Source organism: Neorhizobium sp. USDA 3394 (assembly GCF_056280385.1).
Genome location: NZ_JBWCDU010000001.1, coordinates 3701362 through 3721307, shown reverse-complemented (window position 1 = coordinate 3721307; position 19946 = coordinate 3701362). Strand labels below are relative to the sequence as shown.

Sequence of the window (19946 nt, the reverse complement as noted above, 5' to 3'; positions counted from 1 at the left end):
CACGAAAGGAATTCGATGCGTTTTATCAATCCCATTCCTTTCGTCCGTGACATAAATCACTCGAAAGCGTTTTACCAGGATAGGCTCGGGCTGAGGATACTGGAGGATTTCGGAGATTGCGTACTCTTCGAAACTGGTTTTGCAATCCATGAAGGGAGTTCGCTCGAGCAAACGATTTGGCGGGATGACTCTGTTGCGAAGGAACCCTATGGACGGAGAAATTTGCTGCTATATTTCGAACATGAGGATGTCGATGCGGCCTTCGAAAACATCGCGCCGCATGTGGAATTGATCCATCCGGTAGAGCGGCAAGCTTGGGGACAGCGAGTCTTCCGCTTTTATGATCCCGACGGACACGCAATAGAGATCGGTGAACCACAAAGGCTAGGCCCTTCAGGGAGTTCGCAGAAACTTTGAACTTTCGACAGAATCTGAGGCGCTGGCCGCAGATGCAGCCCTTTTATCAAACGATACTCAGTCCAGCAGTTCGCGTAGCCGCACCGCGAGCTCCCTTGCGGTGTAGGGTTTCTTTAGCCAGCTACCGGACTGGGCGAGCTCACGCCCGGCGATGGCCGGTTCGGCATAGCCGGAGGTGAACAATACCTTCATGCCGGGGCGTCTGGCGCGCACTTCGGCCGCCAGTTCGTCGCCGGTCATTCCGCCCGGCATCACGATATCGGTGAAAAGAAGGTGGATGCCGTCGTGCTGGCCGAGTTGGTCCAGCGCTTCCTGGCCGTTCGAGGCCTCGACGACGCCGTAGCCGAGTTGCGTAAGCCGGGACACGGCGATGCGCCGGACCCGCGGGTCGTCCTCGACGACGAGGATCTTTTCGGTGCCGCCGGGAATGGTGGCCTGCTTCGAGCCAGGCTCGACGGCAAGCGGACCCGCCGCCTCCGTCTTGTGCGCCACCGGCAGAAAAATTCTGACGCTCGTGCCCTGTCCCGGCTCGCTATAGAGCTGGATATGCCCGCCGGACTGTTTGGCGAAACCGTAGACCATGCTGAGGCCGAGGCCCGTTCCCGCTCCCAGGCCCTTGGTTGTGAAGAAGGGCTCGAAGGCCTTGTCCTTGACGTCGGGAGGCATGCCGATGCCCGTGTCGGTGACGGAGATCAGCACGAATTCGCCGGTGCGGACGTCGGGATACATCTGCGCATAATCGACATCCAGCCTGACGCGGGAGATCTCGATCGTCAGCTTGCCGCCACGCGGCATCGCGTCCCGGGCATTGAGCGTAAGGTTGAGAAGCGCGTTCTGGAGCTGCGATGCATCGACCAGCGCTTCGGTGGAAACGCCGGTCACGGTGGTGCGAAGCTCGATCGTTTCGCCGAGCGTTCGCCGCAGAAGCTCCGAGAAGCCGGAGACGAGATTGCCGACGTCCGCGAGCTTGGGATTGAGCGGCTGGCGCCGACCGAAGGCGAGAAGCTGACCCGTCAGTTTGGCGCCGTCTTCCGCCGCACCCTGGGCTTCATGCAGCAGTTCCAGCAGGCCCGCATCCGCGACCTTGTTTTCGATCATCTCCAGATTGCCGCTGATGACGGTGAGAAGATTGTTGAAATCGTGTGCCAGGCCGCCGGTCAGCTGGCCGATCGCTTCCATCTTCTGGGCCTGGCGAAGTTCTTCTTCGATCTTGTGACGGCTGGTGAGGTCGCGGACGAAACCGGTAAAAATGCGTTTGCCGTTGGTGAGGGCCTCACCGACCGAAAGCTCCATCGGAAATGTACTCTTGTCCTTGCGCTGCCCGGTCACGACGCGGCCGTAGCCGATGATCCGGCGTTCGCCGGTGGTGAGGTAGCGTGAGATATATCCGTCATGGGCATCACGATCGGGCGACGGCATCAGCATCTTCACATTCTGCCCGCAGACTTCGTCGGACGAGTAGCCGAACAGCTGCTCGGCGGCGGCGCTGAACGAGGAAATGCAGCCGACCTCGTCGATGACGATCATCGATTCCGGAACCGTGTCCAGAATGGAGCGCAGATGCGCTTCGCGTTCGGCAAGATCGTTCTGCACCCTTTTCATCTCGGTGATATCGTTGTTCGTTTGAATGATGACCGAAGGACCGTCGCTCGATGGATTGACGGCCACCCAGCGGGTCGCCACGAAGACCGGGTGCCCATGCTTGTGATGATGGACGACCTCGCCTTGCCAGGCATGATAGGTCTGGACATGGCGACGAATCTCGTCGAGCGTTTCGGGGAACTGTGTCGCCAGAAGATCGTGAACGACCTTGCCGAGAGCCTCCTCCCGCCGCCAGCCGTAAAGCTGCTCGCAACCTGTCGTCCAGCGGCGGATGACGCCGTCAACGCCATGGACGATAAGGTTGGCATGGTCGAGAAGAAAGGTGACGGCATCGAGTTGGCTTTCCGTCGTGGCTTCGGATCCTGTATTGCCGTTCATATCTTTCCCGTCTAATGGCGCCGTCGCTCACCGAGAGCAATCAGGTCGCGCCGCATGTCTCCACAGTCATCGTCGTCTCCGGCGAGTTGCGCAAGCATCCCCGGGCGTTCGATTCTTATGGAATGACGGGCGGCCGGGTCCAGAACATTCAGCACGCCCTTGCCGATAAGCCTGGTGATAGTACGAGAAACGGTCTCGATCGTCAGTCCGAGATAGTCGGCCATGTCCTGCCGGCTCATGGAGAGTTCGACGACCGGCTGCGCATCGCGTTCGGCCATCGCGCGTTTCAGGTATCTCAGGAGGAAGGTGCAAAGCCGCTCTTCGGCGCTTTTGCTCGACAGCAGCACCATCTGGTCCTGGGCTGCGGCCATTTCGTCGCAGACGCGGGCAAAGACCTTCGGCCTCAGGCTCTCGGAATTGATGACCGCTGCCTCGAATTGCCGGCGCGCCAGCCGACGGACCTTCGCCGTGGTGATCGCTTCCGCGGTGTAGATATAATTGTCCCGGAACGACACGCCGATCATATCGCCGGCATGCAGAAACCCGGTGATGACCCGCCGCCCGTCCGAAATGATCCGGAAAACGCGCAGCGTCCCCTCCATGACTTCGAAAATATGCCTGGCCTCGTCGCCCTCGAAGAACAAGGCCTGGCCTGCCGACAGATACTCCACAGGCTGCTTCGCGAACAGCGAATGCAGGCAATCCGGTTCGTCGAGCGGTCTTGCTGCCGCCGCGCTGAAGGTCTTTGCATAATCCGTGAGAAACATGAAACTGCCCCTATCCGTTTGGTTGAGGCAGTTGACCGAATCCTGGTAACGCGCGAATGCTAGTCGTGTGAAAGACGGTTCTAGTTGGTAACAATCTGTAACACGCCGGTTCCCTGTTGATGTCATTCCCCACAAGCTCCGCAACCATCCTCGTCGTCGACGACGATCCTCGAATCCGTCAGATGCTGACGCGGTACTTCGAGGGAGAAGGATATGCGGTTAGCGCGGTAGCCGACGGGCAGGAAATGCGCGTTCAGCTGAAGAGGCAGGAGATCGACATCATCCTCCTCGACCTTTCGCTTCCCGGCGGCCAGGACGGTTTCGATCTGGCGCGGGAAATCCGGATGCAATCGGATATTCCGATCATGATGCTGACGGGGCGCGACGACGTCGTCGACCGGATCCTCGGCATCGAGATCGGCGCGGATGATTACATCGCCAAACCCTTTCACCTGCGCGAAGTGCATGCGCGGCTGAAATCGATCCTAAGACGGCGCCAGCCTGCTCAGCCGAAGCCGGAGGAAAACGAGGAGAAGATCGTCCGTTTCGAAGGATGGACGCTCAACCTTTCCAGGCGCCAGCTGCTGTCCGAGGAAAATGGCGAAGTCGAACTGACAACTGGCGAATTCGACATGCTGGCGGCCTTCGTGCAGCATGCGGGCCGGGTACTGACACGCGATTTCCTCATGGACGCGACAAGGGGGCGGCAACTCGATGCCTTCGACCGCACGATCGATGCCCAGATCGTCCGGCTGCGCCGCAAGATCGAGGCGGATGCCAAACACCCCCAGCTCATCAAGGCTGTTCGCGGCGTCGGTTACATTTTCACCGGCAAGCTAGGCTGATCAAAAGACGACCTGCCTGTCCGCCGCGGAAAGCCCGGAAAAAGCTCTTTCCCTGATATCGTCCGCATCGGCGCCCTGCAGGGGAACTGGTCCCAAGGGCACGTCGTGGTCCACGGGCCTGCCGACCGAAATCGGCAGCAGTTCAAGTCTCTTGCAGGTACCGTCATCGGCAAGCGTCAATCGGATTGCAGCGCTGCGCCAGACATCGACATGCTTTTCGTCATAGGTCGCCGGCCGTCCGGTGTGGAAGACGAAATTGCCGAGGCCGGCGATGATCACCCGTCCGCGATACAGGATAAGCGGCTGCATGACCGGCGCGCCGGTCCCGAGCACCAGGTCCGCGCCGCAGTCGATCAGGCCGCGACAGAGATCGAGCAGCCAGTCGGGTGTCATTTTCCAGTTCGAATCCCAGTGATGGCCGTGGAGCGCCACCGCCACAAGATCCCCTATCGCCTTTGCGGCATCGATGCCGTCGACGAGCCGCTGCATGTCCGTCTCGTCTGCCGTCCAGCGCGCTCCGATCGCGTCGCCGGCGGTGACGGGCGTGCCGAAGACCTCCAGTTCCGGGCGCTCGCCTGCGTCGTAACCTACGGCAGCACGTGCCGCGCCACGTTTGTCGTCGCCGAGAGTCCCGACGATCCTCTTCAGCGTCTCGAATTCTTCGGCCGGCACGCTCACCGTCCGCTTCATCCGCAACGGGGCAATTCCGCCGCGCTCTGCCGAGGCATAATTGATGTCCGGTTGCGGCCCGAGATCGACGGAGAAGATCGCCAGTGATTGCTCCGGTCCCGGCACGATGACCGGCGCGGCAGCCTGCTCGATATCCAGCCCGCTGCCGGCAAGCTTCAATCCAGCCGCTTCCGCCGCGGCGCGCGTCGACGCGATGCCCGGCGGGCCGAGGTCGAAGGCGTGGTTGTTGGCATGCGTCACCGCGTGGAAGCCGAGTTCCCGGATGGAAACCAGCGCATCCGGGGAAGCAAGATGCAGCGTCTTCGTCTTGGTCGGCCATGCACCGGCCGTCTCTACCGTCGCCTCGAGATTGCCGAAGACAACATCCGCCTCGAGGAAATCCCGGACCTCGGCCTGTCCCTCGCCGCTAAGGTCGAGGGGGCCGTGGATCAGGATCTGGCCGGTAACGGCGACGGTGAGCATGGCCTCGTTCATTTCGCGATGGGCTTCAGCGCCACCATCGCGGCTCCGCTGACGATCGGCAGCCGGATGGCAGACGCTCGTATATCATCGCAGAAAACAGTGTTGCGGGCCACTTGGCTTGTGCGTCCGCGGCCTTCCGGCGCATAGCTATTTGGATTGATGTCGTATTTCGGGAAGTTGGACGAGGAAATGTCCACCCGGATGCGATGACCCCTGGCAAAAAGATTGGCGGTCGCAAACGGCTCGATCGTTACCTTGAACACCTCGCCCTTGACGATCGGCTCCGGCTTTTCGAAGGAATTGCGATAGCGGCAGCGGATGATCCCGTCGGTGATGTTGAGTGCGTAGCCGGTCGGATAATCCTTGCTCGGCGGATAGACATCGACGAGTTTCGCGGTGAAATCCGTGTCCGGTGCATCCGACGAGACATAAAGTTCGACCGTGATCGGCCCGACCACGGCGACATCTTCGGCGAGCGGCTCTGTCTCGAAGGAGAGCACGTCGGCGCGCGCCGAAAGCGGCAGGCCGGGATGTTTCGAGCCGTAGAATTTGTCGCTTTCGCGTTGGTCGAAGCCACCGCCTTCGAAGATCGGTTGGCCGCTCGTCAGCGATCCGCCGATGGTCGGAACCGGATTCTTCGGATCGAAGTCGTAGGTGAAGGGCACGGCGTCGGCCTTCGGCCTGTCGGTCGAAAGCGAGCCGTTTTCATGGATATAGTAGTTGCGGAATTCCGTCCCGGGCAGCGGCCAGTCACTCGCCTCGATCCAGTGTCCGCCGTGGTCCAGCCGGCCATCGGCATTGCGCGTACCGGATCCGCCGCCCATCACGAAGGCACGGACCACCGGCTCCTGCGAAACCGTATTGTCCTTGCTCTTCAGCCAGTGGTCGAACCAGTTGCGGCGGAAGGATAGCCAGCTTTCCATCACGTTGCCGCCAAGCGGTGCGGTCGGGCCGAAGGACGTGTCGCCGGCGAGCGTCGTGTTGCGGTTGCCATGCAGCCACGGCCCCATGATCAGCTGCAGCGGCCGGCTGTCCTTGCCGGACAGACCGCGATAGTTGTCGAGCGTCGACTTCACATAGGCATCGTACCAGCTCGACATCAGCACGATCGGCACTTCCGGAAAGGTCTCGTAGAACCCTTCCATATAGAGCCCGACGCGGCGCCAGCTTTCGTCGAACGTGCCGCTGCGCCACTGGTCGAGCAGGTAGTTCTCGTATTCCGGCATCCAGCGCACCGGGGAGGCCCCTTCGCTCCAGGGCATGACGTTGAACCAGGCGTGGATATCCTCCGCCTCGATCGCCGCGCGGGCCAGTTCATCGCCCTCGCCGATCGCCTGGTTGTAGGCCCAGGTCGCCTGCTTCAGTTCAAAGGCACCGCCCTGGCGGATGCCGCATTGGTAGGCGTTCGAAAACCCGCCCGAATCCATCACCATGCAGGCCAGCCCCGGCGGGTTGAGGCAGGCGAGCGCGGCCTGCGTATGCGCCGCATAGGAAAGGCCCATCGTCCCGAACTGGCCGTTGGACCAGGCCTGTTCCACCAGCCAGCGGGCGGTATCGTAGCCGTCCGCCGCCTCGGAAATGTATTTGCTGAATTCGCCTTCGGAATTGTGGCGGCCGCGGCAATCCTGGTAGATCACGGCATATCCCGCCCGGACGAAATAGCTCGCCACCTCATGGCGCTTCATGGGTTCCGCCATGCCCACCTCGATCTCGGAACGCGAGCGTTCTGCCTTGCCGTAGGGCGTGCGTTCCATGATTGCCGGCAGCCGGCCTTCGATCGCCTTGCCGTCCTTGGCCGGCCGGTAGACGTCGGTCGCCAACCTCACGCCGTCGCGCATCGTCACCATCACATCCCGTTCGACAACCACGTCGTCGGCAATCACCTCGAAGCGCGATGGCGTCAGGGTATCCATGTTCATATCCTCGAAAATATTGGGAGGAACCAGTTTGATGACAAACCTCCGCCTCCGTATTCCACGTCATCCTCGGGATTGTCCCGAGGATCCGACCCCGTCAGAAAATCAACCGTTTGCAGATCCTCGGGACAAGCCCGAGGATGATGGCAGAAAGGGTTCCGACCCGTGTGGACAGGCCGGCCCTCTCCTTTGCAGAGAGCCTACTTGGCGATGCCGGCAAGCGTCGCGCTGGTGTCTTCCGTCATGTTGGCGACATAGGAGAGGTTCGCCTTGCCGGCCCAGTGAACTTTCTGCCAGTAGAGCGGGATGAGCGGCACGTCGGCGAATACCATCTTGGTGGCCTTCTGCAGCAGTTCCACGCGCTTCTTGACGTCGAATTCCGCGGTGGCGGCACGCATCGCGTCGTCGAAGGCCGGATTGGAATATTTCGTCCGGTTGAACGAGCCGGTGCCCGCATCCTTGTTGGCCGTCATCAGGAGGTTGCGAAGACCCGTGGCGGAGGTCGGCGTCGAGTTGCCGAGCGAGAAGATGAAGGCGGAGAATTCGCCGGCCCCGGCACCCTTGGTGTAAACGTTATAGGGCTGGGCGACGACGCCGTTCACCTTGAGGCCGCCGCGCGCGAACATCTGGCCGAGCGCCTGCGCCACTTCCGCATCGCCCGGGAAGCGGTCGTTGGAGGTGTGGATGGTGATGCCGAAACCGTCCTTGTAGCCGGCTTCCGCAAGCAGCTTCTTGGCGTTTTCGGCGTTCGTGGCGGGTGCTGCGATCGACGGATCGTTGCCGGCGACGCCGTTCGGCACCAGCTGGCCTGCTGCTTCTGCCGAGCCGTCGAGAATACGGTCGATGATCAGCTGGCGGTTGACAAGCTCGGACAGCGCCGTACGGACCTTGACGTCCTTCAGCGGGTTTTTGTCGAGCGGCTTGCCGTCCTTGTCGGTGATGAAAGGCGTCTTGTCGCGGGCGCTGTCGAGCGCGAGGTAGATCATGCGGGCCGAGGCGATCGAGAAGACCTTGAGGCCGGAAATGCCCTGGAGGGTCTTGATGTCGCCCGGCGGCACGGCGTCGATCAGGTCGACGGCGCCCGAACGAAGAGCCGCGACGCGCGACGCATCATTGGAGATGAACTTGATCGTGACGTTGTCGAAGTCCTGCTTCTTGCCCCAGAAGGTGTCGTTGCGGGTGAGCTGCAGGTTGTCGCCCGGCGTCCAGGACTTGAACTTGTAGGCACCGGTACCGATCGCGGCCTTGCCGCTGTTGAAGTCCTCGATCGAAGCGCCCTGGGCGACCTTCTTCTGGACGATATAAACGAAACCGACCTGCTCGATGAAATCGGGCGCCGGCTTCTTGGTCTTGAACTCGACCGTCAGGTTGTCGATCGCCTTCATGCTGTCGATCGCCGCGACGTTGCCGGAGAACGGCGCCGGGCTGTTGGGGATGTCCTTGGCGCGGGTGAGCGAGAAGATCACGTCCTCGGCCGTCAGCGGGTTGCCGTCATGGAACTTGACGCCGTCGCGCAGCTTGATGTGCCAGGTCAGCGGATCGACATTGGTCCAGGAAACAGCGAGCGCCGGCTCGATATTGATCGCCGCATCCGTCTGCACCAGGCGGTCGAAGACCTGCATGGCGATGTTCTGGTTGTTGCCGGTACGCGAGAACTGCGGATCGATCGCCGACGGCTCGGTGGCGCTGCCGAGTATCAGGTCGGCGGCCTGAGCGGAGCTCAGGGCGATGACCGAGGCCGCAACCCCGGCCAGGAGAAATTTCATCGGTTTCATTATATCTGTTCCCTTCGTTTTTTAGATGGCCGGTTCGGCCGTGGCATTTGTTGTCTGGTTGGCGGCAAGATCGTTCAGGTGGCAGGCGCTGACATGGCCTGCTGCGTTTTCCTTCAAGACCGGCCGTTCCACGCGGCAGCGGTCGAAAGCCTTGGGACAGCGGGGATGGAAATGGCATCCCGCCGGCGGATGGAGCGGCGAGGGGATCTCGCCCTTGATCGGCGTGAACACCCGGCGGCGATCGGTGACGGAGGGCAGTTCACGGATCAGCGCCTGGGTATAGGGGTGTTTCGGATTGTCGAAGAGCTCGTCCGGCGTCGCGCTTTCCACCACGCGGCCGAGATACATGACCACCACCCGGTCGCAGATATGCTTCACCACGCCGAGGTCGTGGCTGATGAACAGATAGGTCAGCCCGAATTCCCGTTTCAGGTCCATGAACAGGTTGAGGATCTGCGCCTGGATCGACACGTCGAGGGCCGCGACGGATTCGTCGCAGACGAGCAGCTTCGGCTTTACCGCGAGCGCCCGGGCAATGCCGATACGCTGCCGCTGCCCGCCGGAAAACTGGTGCGGGTAGCGGTCCAGATAGGAAGGATCGAGGCCCACACGCGTCACCAGCGCGGCCACATAATCCCGCATCTCCCCGCCCTTGACGATGCCGTGCACCTTGGGCGCCTCGCCGATCAGGTCGAGAACCCGCTTGCGCGGATTGAGCGTCGACATGGGGTCCTGGAAGATCATCTGGGCGGAGAGCCGCATGGCGCGTTTGTCGTCACCCTGCAGCGAGGTCAGAGGTCGGCCCTTCCACCGCACCTCGCCGCCGCTCGCGGGCATGATGCCGGCCATCACCCGGCCGAGGGTCGATTTCCCGCAGCCGGATTCGCCGACGAGGCCGACCACCTCGCCGGGATAAACCGCGAGATTGACCTCATCGACCGCGTGCACGGTTTTTTCCTCGAGGCCGGCGCCGAACAGATTGGCGATCTTTTCCGCATAGTCGAGCTTGCGGGAAAACCGCCGGCTGACATCCACTGCTTCCACGAGCGGCACGGTTTCCACGAGCGGGTTCGTCATGCGGCGCTCCAGAGATGGGGGTGGAAACAGCGGAACTCGCGGCCGGCGGCGATCTCCAGCATTGGTTCGGTGGCGCAGATATCGGTGGCGCGGGCGCAACGGTCGCGGAAGGCGCAGCCGGAGGGACGCGACAGCGGCGACGGCGCGAAACCGGGAATCGGCCGCAGCGGCTCGCCGCGCGGCACGGCAGCCGGCACGGCGCTGAGCAGGCCGGACGTATAGGGATGGCGGGGCTCTGTCAGCACGCCGTCGACCTGGCCCGCCTCGACGATCCGGCCCGCATACATGACCATGATCCGGTCCGCGAGCGCGGCGACGACGCCGAGGTCGTGGCTGATCCAGATCAGCGCCATGCCGAATTCGGCAGCCAGCCGCTTGATCTCGAACAGGATCTGCGACTGGATCGTCACGTCGAGCGCCGTCGTCGGTTCGTCTGCGATGATCAGGTCCGGCCGGTGCAGGAGAGCGATGGCGATCGCCACGCGCTGACGCATGCCGCCGGAAAACTGATGCGGATAGGAATCGAGCCGCTCTTCGGGCGAAGGGATGCCGACAAGGCCGAGCGCATCGCGCGCCCGGGCGCGGGCTTCTGCGCGCGAAACCCGGTCATGCGCCTGCACGGTCTCGATCATCTGGGTGGCCACCGAGAGAACCGGGTTCAGCGTCATCATCGGATCCTGGAAGATCATCGCGATGCGCTTGCCACGGATGGCCCGCATGGCCGCCGGCGATTTCGTCAGCAGGTCTTCGCCGTTGAACAGGATCTGGCCGCTGACCACCCGGCCGGGCGGATCGACGAGGCCGAGGATCGAGAAGCCGGTGATCGACTTGCCGGAGCCGGATTCGCCGACCAGGCCGACGATCTCGCGCTCACCGACCGTGAAGCTCACGTCGTCGACCGCCTTCAGCACGCCGCGACGGGTCATGAAATGGGTGGAAAGGTTCTTGACTTCGAGGACGGGTGCCATCGCGCTCACCTTTCACCCAGTCGGGGGTTGAGGACTTCGCGCAGCCGGTCGCCGACGATGTTGATCGAGAACACCAGCACGAGCAGCAGCACGCCCGGATAGACGCTGATCCAGTATTCGCCGGACATTAGAAGTTGATAGCCGTTGGCGATCAGCAGCCCGAGCGACGGCTCGGTGATCGGCAGGCCGATGCCGAGGAAGGACAGCGTCGCTTCCGCCGAAATGGCGTTCGCCACCTGCAGCATGCCGATGACGATCAGCGGCGGCAGACAGTTCGGCAGGATATGGCCGATCAGGATGCGCGGCGTGCCGATCCCGAGCGTCACCGCCGCCTCGACATAATCCTTGTTCTTCTCGACAAGCGCGGCGCTCCTGACGGCGCGGGCAAATGTCGCCCACTGCACCAGGATCAGCGCGAAGATCACCTTCCAGAGGCCCTGGCCGAGAAGCGCCAAAAGCATCAGCGCCACGAGAATAGTCGGAAAACCGAGCATCAGGTCGACGACCCGCATGATCAGCGTGTCGATGCGGCCGCCGAAATAGGCGGCGATCAGCCCGAGCACCGTGCCGACCAGAAGCGCGACGATGCCGGAGAATACGCCAACCCCGAGGCTGGTGCGCAGGCCGTAGATCATCGCCGAGAACATGTCGCGGCCCTGGCCGTCGGTGCCGAGCCAGTAGTTCATGCCGTCCATGCTTTGTGAACCAGGCGGCAGCTTGGAATCGAGGATGTCGAGGACCGCGAGATCGAACGGGTTCTGGGGCGTGAGATAGGGGCCGATGACCGCGGCAAACAGCAGGATGATGCAGACGACGGCGGCCACGACCGCCTTCGGGCTGCGGGAAATGCCGAAAACCAGCCGGCCAAGCAGCATGTCTTCGGCGAACAGGGCGCGGGCGTTCATTGGGCGCCTCCCAGCCGGACGCGCGGATCGACCAGCGAATAAAGCACATCGACCACGAAATTGATGAAGATGAACAGGCTGACGATGACCAGCAGGTAGGCGACCACGACAGGCCGGTCGAGCCGCATGATGCTGTCGATCAGCAGCTTGCCGATCCCCGGCCAGGCGAAAATCGTTTCGGTGACGACCGCAAAGGCGAGCATGCTGCCGAGTTCCAGGCCGATCACGGTGATCAGCGGGATCAGGATGTTCTTGAACACATGCACGAAGACGATGCGGCGCTCGGAAATGCCCTTGGCGCGCGCGAATTTCACGAAATCGAGCGGCATGGTCTCGCGAACCCCGGTACGGGTCAGGCGGATCACCAGCGACAGCTTGAACAGCGACAGATTGATCGCCGGCAGGATGAGGTGCGTCAGGCCGTCCAGCGTGAACAGGCTGGAATGGATGCCGAGGAACTCGCCCATCTGCCCGCGCCCGGTGGAGGGCAGCCAGCCGAGCCAGACGGAGAAGATCATGATCAGCATCATGCCCTGCCAGAAACTCGGCAGCGAGAAGCCCAGGATCGAACCCGTCATGATCACTTCATCGGTGGCGCTGTTCGGCTTCAGCCCGGACAGCAGGCCGAGCGGAATGCCGAGCACCAGCGCAAACACGAGACCGGTCAGCGTCAGCTCCAGGGTCGCCGGCAGGCGCTCGAAGATGAGCGCGATGGAGGGGCGGTTGAAGACGAAGGAACGACCGAGATCGCCGTGAAGGGCGTTCCAGGCGAACGTGAAGAACTGTTCCCAGAGTGGCTTGTCGAGCCCGAGCGAGGCGACGACCTGAGCGCGTTCCGCCGGGCTTGCATCCGGCGAGATCAGCATTTCCGCCGGATCGCCGATCGCATAGATACCGATGAAGACGATAACCGCGGTCACGCAAAGGACTGCGATGCTCTGCAGGAAGCGGCGGATGACGAAAACCGTCATAACGTGCGCTCCCGCTCACCCTTTGTCCCGCAGGGACAGAGAATTTTCATGAAAGACGTTCCCTTTTTTCTCTTTGTTGACGCTGACGATAGCGAGCCGGGGAGGATGCGCAATATTATGCGCGAAACGCATGATCCTATGCGTTTTGTGTGCGAAAACCCTGTTCGATGTCTTCGCTTGTGTTCGCCGCCGCCTTCCGTAGGATCGCGGCATGAATTTCAAGCAGCTCGAAATCTTCAAGACGATCATGGATACCGGCTCGACCATGGCAGCTGCTGCCCAGCTCGGCCTGTCGCAGTCGGCGATCAGCCGCCAGCTTGCCTCGCTGGAAGAGGAGATCGGCCGCGAGCTTTTCCTGCGAGACAAGGGCCGGCTGATCCCGCGGCCGGAAGCGCATCTGCTGGTCGACGAGGTGGATGACGTCGCCCAGAGCGTCGCCCGCCTGCGCGTCAAGGTCGGCGATGTCCGTTCGGGTGCCTTCGGTGAGGCGCTGATCCGCGTCGCCTTCCCACACAGCCTGGCGACCACGATGCTGCCGCCGATCCTGGCCCGCTTCAAGGCGGATCATCCGCGGGTGACCGTGGAAATCCTCAGCGGTCCCTATGATGCGATCGAGCGCATGGTGCGCGGTCGCGTCGCCGATCTCGGTTTCGTCCGTCTGCCGCCCGAGGAACATTCCTTCGACACCCGTCCGCTCTTCACCAGCGGTACCACCTGCGTCATGCCGGTCGGCCACCCGCTGGCCGCCAAGCAGGCCATCGACGTCAACGATCTTGCCCGCAACGACCTGATCCTGCTCGGCCGGCAGCGCATCAACCGCAACGAACTGGAACACGAACTGCGCCGCATGGTGCCGAGCTATCGCTGCAGCCTCGAGGTCCATTCGGTCGAGACTGCCTGCGCCTGCGCCGCGCAGGGGCTCGGCATCGCCATCGTGCCGTCGCTGATCGCCGAATTTTTCCGCAGCGACGCGGTCGCCATGCGGCCTTTCCTGCCGGACAAGGTCGCCGACTACGGCATCATCACCATGTCGGGCGCGCCGCTCTCCTGGACGGCCGAGGCGTTCATCAACATCATCAAGGCGGATTCGGGCGAAAGCGCGCTCTAGGCGCGGTCATATGTTTTCGGCGTTTTGCATTTTCCGCCTCGCGCTCTTATCAATTCGTATAGATGCGCGTTCCGCGGTTTCACGTAGGCCCGCAAGACGCTAAGTAATGGCCAGAAGAATACCGGGAGCAAACATGCGAGCAGTTCTGGGTGAGGTCGAGAAACGCCGGGCGGAGGCAAGGCTCGGCGGTGGGGAGAAGCGTATCGAGGCACAGCACGCCAAGGGCAAGCTGACGGCCCGCGAGCGCATCGAGGTCCTGCTTGACGAGGGCTCCTTCGAGGAGTTCGACATGTACGTCACCCACCGCGCGGTGGATTTCGGCATGGCCGAACAGAAGGTCGCGGGCGACGGCGTCGTCACCGGCTGGGGCACGATCAACGGCCGCCAAGTCTACGTCTTTTCCCAGGACTTTACCGTCCTCGGCGGCTCGCTCTCGGAAACCCACGCCCAGAAAATCTGCAAGATCATGGACATGGCGGTGCGCGTCGGCGCCCCGGTGATCGGGCTGAACGATTCGGGCGGCGCGCGCATCCAGGAAGGCGTCGCCTCGCTCGCCGGTTACGCGGAAGTGTTCCGCCGCAATGCGGAGGCCTCCGGTGTCGTGCCGCAGATCTCCGTCATCATGGGTCCCTGCGCCGGCGGTGCGGTCTATTCGCCTGCTATGACCGACTTCATCTTCATGGTCCGCGATTCATCCTATATGTTCGTCACCGGTCCGGACGTAGTGAAGACCGTCACCAACGAGATCGTCACGGCCGAGGAGCTCGGCGGCGCCGGCACCCACACGAAAAAGTCCTCGGTCGCCGATGCCGCCTTCGAGAACGACATCGAGGCGCTGGAGGCCGTCCGTCAACTCTTTGATTTCCTGCCCCTGAACAACCGCGAAAAGCCGCCGGTCCGTCCCTTTCACGACGATCCGGCCCGTATCGAAAATCGCCTCGACAGCCTGATTCCGGACAGCGCCGCAAAACCCTACGACATGAAGGAACTGATCTATGCGATCGCCGACGAGGGCGATTTCTTCGAGATCCAGGAAGCCTATGCGAAAAACATCATCACCGGTTTCATCCGCCTCGAAGGCCAGACGGTCGGCGTCGTTGCCAACCAGCCGATGGTGCTGGCCGGCTGCCTCGATATCGACAGTTCCCGCAAGGCCGCCCGCTTCGTGCGTTTCTGCGACGCCTTCTCGATCCCGATCCTGACGCTGGTGGACGTGCCGGGTTTCCTCCCGGGCGTCGCGCAGGAATATGGCGGCGTCATCAAGCACGGCGCCAAGCTTCTTTTTGCCTATTCCGAAGCGACCGTCCCCATGGTGACGCTGATCACGCGAAAAGCCTATGGCGGCGCCTATGACGTGATGGCCTCGAAACACATCGGCGCCGACTTCAATTATGCTTGGCCGACCGCCGAAATCGCCGTCATGGGTGCCAAGGGAGCGACCGAGATCCTCTATCGTTCGGAACTCGGCGACGCGGAAAAGATCGCGGCGAGGACGAAGGAATACGAGGAGCGTTTCGCCAATCCGTTCGTGGCGGCCGAACGCGGTTTCATCGACGAGGTGATCATGCCCCATTCGTCGCGCCGCCGCATCGCCCGCGCCTTCGCTTCGCTGCGCAACAAGCAGGTCACGACGCATTGGAAGAAACACGACACGATCCCGCTGTGAGGGTCTGATGACGACAAATAATGAAATCGAATTATCAGCCGGCGAAGGCAACGTGGCAGTCAAACTGCGAGGTAGTTCGGTTGACAGACTTACCGCGAGTCTAGCTGACTTGATTGCGCCATTTTCAGAAATGGCAGGAGCGGTAGCCGATCAGGTGAGACTCTATAGGGAGCAGAATGCCCTACGCGGACTAGCCGCGGCTCGTGATTTGGCGAAGACGCTTAATTTGGAAATAAAGCCAGTTGCACCCAAGTTCCTTGTCAAATGGACCGAGGCAGTTTCTCTTGAGGAGACTGACGGATTCCAAAAATTGTGGGCCGGCCTTCTTCTATCCGAAAGCACTTCATCGTCGCCGGCTCACGTTCTATACCATAGAATACTGACGGAGATGACAGTCAGACACGTAGAATTGCTTCTTTATGTACTGGAAGCTGATCATAATAATTTAAGTATCACTATTTTTAGCAAATTAAATCCGATCGAAAAACTGCGTCGCTGGATGGGGGAAAGTTATTATCGAAACTATCCTACAGGTACTGTTCCGAGTGACATTATGAATGACGTAAAAAACTTAAGATCTGCTGGGTGTATTGCTTATGAGCTAGTTTTAGAGAAAAAAGATAAGGCAGGTGAAAAGACGGAGATATTCAAATGGAAAGATTCAGTTGTTGACGAGTTTCAGCGCGATTATACTTATAAATTGCTCGAAATGGCCGGAATATTGGAGTCTTCGTCTGTGTATGTCTCCATTGATTCTGAAAAAGTAGAATACAGTAACAGTGTTTCTGGCTTTGTGCGGAGTATTTATATTTCTTCTCTAGGACTTGATTTCCTTTCTGCATGTGCTGGAAAAGCTAAGTTATGACTCCTAAAGTCCTCGTTGCAATTGTGCCACATTCGTCGCGCCGCCGCATTGCCCGCGCCTTCGCTGCCCAACAAGCAGGTGACGACGCATTGGAAGAAACACGACACGATCCCGCTGTGACGAGCGGAAATTCGGCTGGCCGCTCTCTATATAGGTGTCGCCCCGCTAAAACCCTTGGGCGCGCCACCTGAATGGAAGGAAGATTTCATGACCGACAAATCCCCCGCCGAGAACTTTCCAGCGGGCTACGAGCTCCCGAAGATCTGGACCTGGGAACAGGGAAATGGCGGACAGTTCGCCAATATAAACCGGCCGATCGCCGGTCCGACGCATGAGAGGGAGCTGCCGGTCGGCAAACATCCCCTGCAGCTTTATTCGCTGGCGACGCCGAATGGCGTGAAGATCGGCATCATGCTGGAAGAACTGCTGGCCGCCGGCCACAAGGGCGCCGAATACGACGCGTGGCTCATCAAGATCGGCGATGGCGACCAGTTCGGTTCCGGTTTCGTCGATGTCAATCCGAATTCGAAGATCCCGGCCCTGCTGGACCGTTCCACGCCCGAGCCGACCCGCGTTTTTGAAAGCGGTGCGATCCTTCTCTATCTCGCAAACAAGTTCGACGACGCCTTCCTGCCCAAGGACCACAAGGCCCGTACCGAAACGATGAACTGGCTGTTCTGGCAGATGGCCTCGGCACCTTATCTCGGCGGCGGCTTCGGTCATTTCTATGCCTATGCGCCGGTCTATATCAAATATGCCATCGACCGGTTTTCGATGGAGGTGAAACGCCAGCTCGACGTCCTGGACCGGCACCTCGCCGAGAACCGGTACATGGCAGGCTCTGAATATTCGATCGCCGATATCGCCATCTGGCCCTGGTACGGCAACCTGGCGCAAGGCAAGGCCTATGGCGAGGCAGGCACCTTCCTCGACGTCCAGAGCTACAAGAACGTCCAGCGCTGGACGGCCGAGATCGCCGAACGGCCGGCCGTCAAGCGCGGCCGCATGGTCAACCGGGTGAACGGCGATCCCTCCGAACAGCTCCACGAACGCCACGACGCTTCCGACTTCGAAACGAAGACGCAGGACAAGCTCGCCAAGGCTTGAAGAACGACCGCAAGGAGACCAGCATGCCCAGACCGCCCGACATGACGAAACATAGGGGTTTCCCTTCCGGCATGCCGGGCCACGGGCATCATTTCACGATCCGGCGGGCAAACGAAAAGGGGGCAACGCCGCTGAAAAAGCTGCAGCGCCTCGCCCGCCCGGGCACGATCGAACACAAGGTGGATGCCGCCTTCCTGCATGCGCTGTGGCACCATTTCGGCTCGGAGCCGTTCGAACGGGGCAATCTCGACGCCGGCCGGCTCAATCTTCTGTTCGGCCGCGAGGTCGTTCCGGCAGAGGACGGTTTCGACCCGACCTCCTATGACGCCCTTCTCAGGATCGACGAGAAGGTCGCCCGCAGAACTTTCCCCGAATCCTTCGACGACGTGATGGAGGTCTGATGCCGGCGCTCAAGAAAATCCTCGTCGCCAATCGCGGCGAGATCGCCTGCCGAGTCATCAGGACGGCTCGGAAGATGGGCATCAAGACGGTGGCGGTTTATTCGGACGCGGATGCCGAGGCGCTGCATGTGCGGATGGCCGACGAGGCTGTGCATATCGGGCCGGCCCCGTCTTCCCAGTCCTATATCGTCATCGACAAGATCCTGGAGGCGATCCGGACGACCGGCGCGGATGCGGTGCATCCGGGTTATGGCTTCTTGTCGGAAAATGCCGCTTTCGCGCAGGCGCTGGAGAAGGCGGGCGTTGTCTTCATCGGTCCGCCGGTGAAGGCCATCCAGGCGATGGGCGACAAGATCACCTCCAAGAAGATCGCGGCCGAAGCCGGCGTCTCCACCGTGCCCGGCCATATGGGCCTGATCGAGGATGCGGAAGAGGCGGTGAAAATCTCGGCCTCGATCGGTTATCCTGTCATGATCAAGGCCTCGGCCGGCGGCGGCGGCAAGGGCATGCGGATTGCCTGGAACGATGCCGAGGCGCGCGAAGGTTTCCAATCCTCCCGCAACGAGGCGAAGAACTCGTTCGGCGACGACCGCATCTTCATCGAAAAGTTCGTCGACCAGCCCCGCCACATCGAAATCCAGGTGCTCGGCGATCAACACGGCACCACGCTTTATCTCGGCGAGCGCGAATGCTCGATCCAGCGCCGCAACCAGAAGGTCATAGAGGAGGCGCCGTCGCCCTTCCTCGACGCCGAAACCCGGCGAGCCATGGGCGAGCAGGCCGTCGCACTCGCGAAAGCGGTCGGTTATTTCTCCGCCGGCACGGTCGAGTTCATCGTCGACGGCAGCCGCAATTTCTACTTTCTGGAGATGAACACCCGCCTGCAGGTGGAGCATCCGGTCACCGAACTCGTCACCGGCATCGATCTCGTCGAGCAGATGATCCGCGTTGCGTCAGGCGAAAAACTGTCGTTCGGTCAGGACGACGTCAAGCTGGACGGCTGGGCGATCGAAAGCCGGCTATATGCCGAGGATCCCTACCGCAACTTCCTCCCGTCGATCGGCCGGCTGACCCGCTACCGTCCGCCGGCGGAAGGCCGGCAGGATGACGGCACCGTGGTCCGCAACGATACCGGCGTCTTCGAGGGCGGCGAGATCTCCATGTATTATGACCCGATGATCGCCAAACTCTGCACCTGGGCGCCTGATCGTCTGACGGCGATCGACGCGATGGGCAAGGCGCTCGACGATTTCGAGGTGGACGGCATCGGCCATAACCTGCCCTTCCTCTCGGCCGTCATGGATCACGACCGTTTTCGCTCCGGAAAGATCACCACGGCCTTCATCGCGGAGGAATTCCCGGAAGGCTTTTCGGGTGTGCATCCCGACGAGGCGGCCGCGAGGAAGCTCGCTGCCATTGCCGTCCTCGCCCATCAGGCCCTGCAGGAGCGGGCGGTACGGATTTCCGGCACGATCGGCAATCATCGTCGGGTGATCGGCAAGGACTGGGTGGTGACGCTCGCCGGCTTCGAGGAGGCCGTCACGCTCGAAACCGGGCCTGACGGCGCCAGCGTCCGCTTTGCCGATGCAACGCAGCTTTCCGTCGCCAGTGGCTGGCTGCCGGGCCAGAGCCATGCCCGCTTCCATGTTGGCGGCGCGGTGATGGGGGTCAAGATCAACCTCGTGGGCTCCGCCACCCGGCTGCGCTGGCGCGGCATGGACGTCACCGCCCGCGTCCGCTCGCCGCGCGTGGCCGAGCTCGCCCGCCTGATGCCGAAAAAACTGCCGCCGGACACCTCGAAGATGCTGCTCTGCCCCATGCCTGGCGTCATCACGTCGGTCTCCGTGAAAGCCGGCGACGCCGTCGAGGCCGGTCAGACGCTCGCGACCGTCGAGGCGATGAAGATGGAAAACGTGCTGAAGGCCGAACGCAAGGGCGTGGTCAAACGCGTCACCGCCAGCCAGGGCCAGAGCCTGGCGGTGGATGAGCTGATCATGGAGTTCGAGTAGTCAATGACTGGCTTTTG

17 protein-coding genes and 1 pseudogene are annotated in these 19946 nt (G+C 61.6%); 9 read left to right on the top strand and 9 right to left on the bottom strand.

Going from position 1 to position 19946, the window contains the following annotated elements; all coding sequences use genetic code 11:
* The first annotated feature begins 15 nt into the window (after positions 1-15).
* The gene (locus ACZ9EJ_RS18415; protein ID WP_080955874.1) at positions 16-417 is read left to right on the top strand and encodes a VOC family protein; all 402 of its coding nucleotides are present in this window, start codon (positions 16-18) and stop codon (positions 415-417) included.
* 57 nt (positions 418-474) lie between these two features.
* Here ACZ9EJ_RS18415 and ACZ9EJ_RS18410 read toward each other — a convergent pair whose 3' ends face one another.
* Positions 475-2397 (bottom strand): hybrid sensor histidine kinase/response regulator, encoded by a 1923-nt coding sequence (locus ACZ9EJ_RS18410; protein WP_046633458.1) that lies wholly within the window; start codon positions 2395-2397, stop codon positions 475-477.
* 11 nt (positions 2398-2408) lie between these two features.
* Positions 2409-3164: a cyclic nucleotide-binding domain-containing protein gene (locus tag ACZ9EJ_RS18405; RefSeq protein ID WP_046642500.1), complete on the bottom strand. Its 756-nt coding sequence runs from the start codon at positions 3162-3164 to the stop codon at positions 2409-2411.
* Between the two features lie 119 nt (positions 3165-3283).
* Here ACZ9EJ_RS18405 and ACZ9EJ_RS18400 point away from each other — a divergent pair, with 119 nt between their 5' ends.
* Complete coding sequence (locus ACZ9EJ_RS18400; protein ID WP_046642501.1) at positions 3284-4009, top strand: response regulator; 726 nt, start codon at positions 3284-3286, stop codon at positions 4007-4009.
* On the opposite strand, the gene ACZ9EJ_RS18395 is transcribed toward ACZ9EJ_RS18400, so the two are convergent.
* From ACZ9EJ_RS18395 to ACZ9EJ_RS18365, 7 genes are all read right to left on the bottom strand, one after another.
* On the bottom strand, positions 4010-5173 hold the full coding sequence (locus ACZ9EJ_RS18395) for a CapA family protein (protein ID WP_046642502.1): 1164 nt from the start codon (positions 5171-5173) through the stop codon (positions 4010-4012).
* Positions 5170-7074: a CocE/NonD family hydrolase gene (locus tag ACZ9EJ_RS18390; protein ID WP_255742821.1), complete on the bottom strand. Its 1905-nt coding sequence runs from the start codon at positions 7072-7074 to the stop codon at positions 5170-5172. Before ACZ9EJ_RS18390 ends, ACZ9EJ_RS18395 begins: the two co-directional genes overlap by 4 nt.
* A 203-nt stretch (positions 7075-7277) precedes the next feature.
* The gene (locus tag ACZ9EJ_RS18385) at positions 7278-8852 is read right to left on the bottom strand and encodes an ABC transporter substrate-binding protein (RefSeq protein WP_046633468.1); all 1575 of its coding nucleotides are present in this window, start codon (positions 8850-8852) and stop codon (positions 7278-7280) included.
* Between the two features lie 21 nt (positions 8853-8873).
* Positions 8874-9929 (bottom strand): ABC transporter ATP-binding protein, encoded by a 1056-nt coding sequence (locus ACZ9EJ_RS18380; RefSeq protein WP_046633470.1) that lies wholly within the window; start codon positions 9927-9929, stop codon positions 8874-8876.
* Positions 9926-10897 (bottom strand): ABC transporter ATP-binding protein, encoded by a 972-nt coding sequence (locus ACZ9EJ_RS18375; protein WP_046633472.1) that lies wholly within the window; start codon positions 10895-10897, stop codon positions 9926-9928. The genes ACZ9EJ_RS18380 and ACZ9EJ_RS18375 overlap by 4 nt, the downstream gene beginning before the upstream one ends.
* A gap of 5 nt (positions 10898-10902) precedes the next feature.
* Positions 10903-11802, bottom strand: coding sequence for an ABC transporter permease (locus tag ACZ9EJ_RS18370; RefSeq protein ID WP_007764499.1), 900 nt, complete (start codon positions 11800-11802; stop codon positions 10903-10905).
* A complete protein-coding gene (locus tag ACZ9EJ_RS18365) occupies positions 11799-12773 on the bottom strand; it encodes an ABC transporter permease (protein WP_046633475.1) in 975 nt (324 codons plus the stop codon). Before ACZ9EJ_RS18365 ends, ACZ9EJ_RS18370 begins: the two co-directional genes overlap by 4 nt.
* 211 nt (positions 12774-12984) lie before the next feature.
* Between ACZ9EJ_RS18365 and ACZ9EJ_RS18360 the strand changes: the two genes are divergently transcribed.
* From ACZ9EJ_RS18360 to ACZ9EJ_RS18330, 7 genes and pseudogenes are all read left to right on the top strand, one after another.
* Complete coding sequence (locus ACZ9EJ_RS18360) at positions 12985-13881, top strand: LysR family transcriptional regulator (protein WP_046633477.1); 897 nt, start codon at positions 12985-12987, stop codon at positions 13879-13881.
* A gap of 133 nt (positions 13882-14014) precedes the next feature.
* A complete protein-coding gene (locus ACZ9EJ_RS18355; protein ID WP_046642504.1) occupies positions 14015-15547 on the top strand; it encodes an acyl-CoA carboxylase subunit beta in 1533 nt (510 codons plus the stop codon).
* A gap of 7 nt (positions 15548-15554) precedes the next feature.
* The gene (locus tag ACZ9EJ_RS18350; RefSeq protein WP_255742822.1) at positions 15555-16412 is read left to right on the top strand and encodes an Abi-alpha family protein; all 858 of its coding nucleotides are present in this window, start codon (positions 15555-15557) and stop codon (positions 16410-16412) included.
* 20 nt (positions 16413-16432) lie between these two features.
* Positions 16433-16532: pseudogene (locus ACZ9EJ_RS18345) on the top strand (propionyl-CoA carboxylase); the annotation flags it as partial.
* 87 nt (positions 16533-16619) lie between these two features.
* Positions 16620-17519, top strand: a complete 900-nt coding sequence (yghU, locus tag ACZ9EJ_RS18340; RefSeq protein WP_046641217.1) for a glutathione-dependent disulfide-bond oxidoreductase — start codon at positions 16620-16622, stop codon at positions 17517-17519.
* A gap of 23 nt (positions 17520-17542) precedes the next feature.
* On the top strand, positions 17543-17920 hold the full coding sequence (locus tag ACZ9EJ_RS18335; RefSeq protein WP_046641228.1) for a hypothetical protein: 378 nt from the start codon (positions 17543-17545) through the stop codon (positions 17918-17920).
* Positions 17920-19929: an acetyl-CoA carboxylase biotin carboxylase subunit gene (locus ACZ9EJ_RS18330; RefSeq protein ID WP_046641216.1), complete on the top strand. Its 2010-nt coding sequence runs from the start codon at positions 17920-17922 to the stop codon at positions 19927-19929. The genes ACZ9EJ_RS18335 and ACZ9EJ_RS18330 overlap by 1 nt, the downstream gene beginning before the upstream one ends.
* Positions 19930-19946 lie beyond the last annotated feature (17 nt).